This window comes from Mangrovicoccus sp. HB161399 (assembly GCF_013184745.1).
Lineage (GTDB): Bacteria > Pseudomonadota > Alphaproteobacteria > Rhodobacterales > Rhodobacteraceae > Mangrovicoccus.
Map to the genome: position 1 here is coordinate 2,501 of NZ_JAATVU010000148.1, position 3,502 is coordinate 6,002.

Annotated in this window: 1 tRNA gene and 2 rRNA genes; all 3 read left to right on the forward strand. The window is 55.8% G+C overall.

Features of this window, described 5'->3' with window-relative positions:
* Positions 1-243 precede the first annotated feature (243 nt).
* The 3 genes from HCC78_RS31200 (at position 244) to HCC78_RS31210 (ending at position 3,502) form a co-directional block, all read left to right on the forward strand.
* Positions 244-3,132: ribosomal RNA gene (locus tag HCC78_RS31200) — 23S ribosomal RNA — on the forward strand.
* A gap of 123 nt (positions 3,133-3,255) precedes the next feature.
* A 5S ribosomal RNA gene (gene rrf / locus HCC78_RS31205) occupies positions 3,256-3,370 on the forward strand.
* A gap of 55 nt (positions 3,371-3,425) precedes the next feature.
* Positions 3,426-3,502, forward strand: a tRNA-Met gene (locus HCC78_RS31210).

Sequence of the window (3,502 nt, forward strand, 5' to 3'; positions counted from 1 at the left end):
TTCCTCCAAGTGCGGAGGAACTTGAAGCGCCTGTCCTCAAGTAGCCGAATAGGCGGTAGGACATCAAAGGCACTTCGAAAGCGGTTTTGTCCAAGTCAAGTACACTAACCCGCATGATCAACCATCATGCAGCGCTTCATTGCGAACCAGCGTGAAGCGCGGGAAAAGTACGACTTCTGATCTCAAGCCCCGGAAGGCAAAAGGCCGGGGCAGCGTAGGAGCGGTCTTGCTCTTACCGGGTCAGATCAAGCGCGAAAAGGGCGTTTGGTGGATGCCTTGGCAGCAAGAGGCGATGAAGGACGTGATACCCTGCGATAAGCGATGGGGAGCCGGGAATAGGCTTTGATCCATCGATCTCCGAATGGGGCAACCCACCTGAATATCTATTGTTGTTGCTTCGCAACGCACACTCCGTGCCGGGCCTTGCCCGGTTTGGCGCGCAGCAGCGAGGTGGTCAACAATGGGTATAACCAGGTACTATTTTCCTGAATACATAGGGATTATAGAGCAAACCCGGGGAACTGAAACATCTAAGTACCCGGAGGAAAGGACATCAATAGAGACTCCGCTAGTAGTGGCGAGCGAACGCGGACCAGCCGAGCAAGATGAGTGACCGGAACACGTTGGGAAACGTGGCCATAGCGGGTGACAGCCCCGTACGGGAAGCTCTGATTGACGCATTAAGTAGGGCGGGACACGTGAAATCCTGTCTGAAGATCGGAGGACCACCTCCGAAGGCTAAGTACTCCTTGCTGACCGATAGCGAACCAGTACCGTGAGGGAAAGGTGAAAAGCACCCCGACGAGGGGAGTGAAACAGTACCTGAAACCGGACGCCTACAAGCAGTCGGAGGGACTTCGTGTCCTGACGGCGTACCTTTTGTATAATGGGTCATCGACTTGGTCTCACGAGCAAGCTTAAGCCGCTAGGTGTAGGCGCAGCGAAAGCGAGTCTTAATAGGGCGCCGAGTTCGTGGGATCAGACCCGAAACCGAGTGATCTAGGCATGACCAGGATGAAGGTTGGGTAACACCAACTGGAGGTCCGAACCCACACCTGTTGAAAAAGGTCGGGATGAGTTGTGCCTAGGGGTGAAAGGCCAATCAAACTCGGAGATAGCTGGTTCTCCGCGAAATCTATTTAGGTAGAGCGTCATCCGAATGCCCCGGGGGGTAGAGCACTGGATGGGTAATGGGGCCCCACAGGCTTACTGATCCTAACCAAACTCCGAATACCCGGGAGTACTGGATGGCAGACACACGGCGGGTGCTAACGCCCGTCGTGGAGAGGGAAACAACCCTGACCTCCAGCTAAGGCCCCCAATTCATGGCTAAGTGGGAAAGCATGTGGGATGTCCAAAACAACCAGGAGGTTGGCTTAGAAGCAGCCATCCTTTAAAGATAGCGTAACAGCTCACTGGTCTAATCAAGACGTCCTGCGGCGAAGATGTAACGGGGCTCAAGCCATGAGCCGAAGCTGAGGATGCCGCAAGGCATGGTAGCGGAGCGTAGTGTGAAAGAACCTCATCCTCTTTAGCGGCAGTTGCTGGTTTACCCAAACCGCACCGCCGCCTTGGAGGATAAAGTTCGTCGATGAAGCCGGGGCGTGAGCCATCCGGTGGAGAGATCACTAGCGAGAATGATGACATGAGTAGCGACAAAGAGTGTGAGAGACACTCTCGCCGAAAGTCCAAGGGTTCCTGCTTAAAGCTAATCTGAGCAGGGTAAGCCGGCCCCTAAGTCGAGGCGGAAACGCGTAGACGATGGGAACCAGGTTAATATTCCTGGGCCAGGAGGATGTGACGGATTGTCCGGAGCGTGCGGTCCTTATCGGATTGGACCGTATCGATGGCAGTCCCTGGAAATAGCCCTCCGCCAGACCGTACCCGAAACCGACACAGGTGGACTGGTAGAGCATACCAAGGCGCTTGAGAGAACAACGTTGAAGGAACTCGGCAAAATACCTCCGTAAGTTCGCGAGAAGGAGGCCCGGCGTATGATCGCCGGGGGCACAAACCAGGGGGTGGCGACTGTTTACTAAAAACACAGGGCTCTGCGAAGTCGCAAGACGACGTATAGGGTCTGACGCCTGCCCGGTGCCGGAAGGTTAAATGGAGGGGTGAGAGCTCCGAAATGAAGCCCCGGTAAACGGCGGCCGTAACTATAACGGTCCTAAGGTAGCGAAATTCCTTGTCGGGTAAGTTCCGACCTGCACGAATGGCGTAACGACTTCCCCGCTGTCTCCAACGTTGACTCAGCGAAATTGAATTGCCTGTCAAGATGCAGGCTTCCCGCGGTTAGACGGAAAGACCCCGTGCACCTTTACTACAGCTTCAGACTGGCATCAGGATTGCGATGTGCAGGATAGGTGGTAGCCTTCGAAGCCGGAACGCCAGTTCCGGTGGAGGCAACCTTGAGATACCACCCTTCGCACTCTTGATGTCTAACCGCGGCCCGTTATCCGGGTCCGGGACCCTCTGTGGCGGGTAGTTTGACTGGGGCGGTCGCCTCCTAAAGCGTAACGGAGGCGCGCGAAGGTTGGCTCAGAGCGGTCGGACATCGCTCGTTGAGTGCAATGGCAGAAGCCAGCCTGACTGCGAGACTGACAGGTCGAGCAGAGACGAAAGTCGGCCATAGTGATCCGGTGGTCCCATGTGGGAGGGCCATCGCTCAACGGATAAAAGGTACGCCGGGGATAACAGGCTGATGATGCCCAAGAGTCCATATCGACGGCATCGTTTGGCACCTCGATGTCGGCTCATCTCATCCTGGGGCTGGAGCAGGTCCCAAGGGTACGGCTGTTCGCCGTTTAAAGAGGTACGTGAGCTGGGTTTAGAACGTCGTGAGACAGTTCGGTCCCTATCTGCCGTGGGTGTAGGATACTTGAGAGGAGTTGCCCCTAGTACGAGAGGACCGGGGTGAACGTTCCACTGGTGGACCAGTTATCGCGCCAGCGGTAGTGCTGGGTAGCTATGAACGGACGGGATAACCGCTGAAGGCATCTAAGCGGGAAGCCCCCCTCAAAACAAGGTATCCCTGAGGACCGTGGTAGACCACCACGTCGATAGGCCGGAGATGTAAGCGCAGCAATGCGTTCAGTTGACCGGTACTAATTGTCCGATAGGCTTGACCTGATCCGGTAAAAGCAAGACACCGCCGCTCAAATGCGGCACCGCATGAAATCAGAAGTCCGGCTTGGACATGATGTTGATAAAAGCCCAGCATCTGAAACACAGATGCCTGGGATGCTTGCCCGGTTTGGTGATCACAGCACAAGTGAAACACCCGGTCCCATCCCGAACCCGGAAGTTAAGCACTGTCGCGCCGATGGTACTGCGTCTCAAGACGTGGGAGAGTAGGTCATCGCCAGACCTGACAAGCATCCCCTTCTCTCTATGCGAACGATCAACCGAACGGACAGAATTGGCGCGGGATGGAGCAGCCCGGTAGCTCGTCAGGCTCATAACCTGAAGGTCGCAGGTTCAAATCCTGCTCCCGCAACCA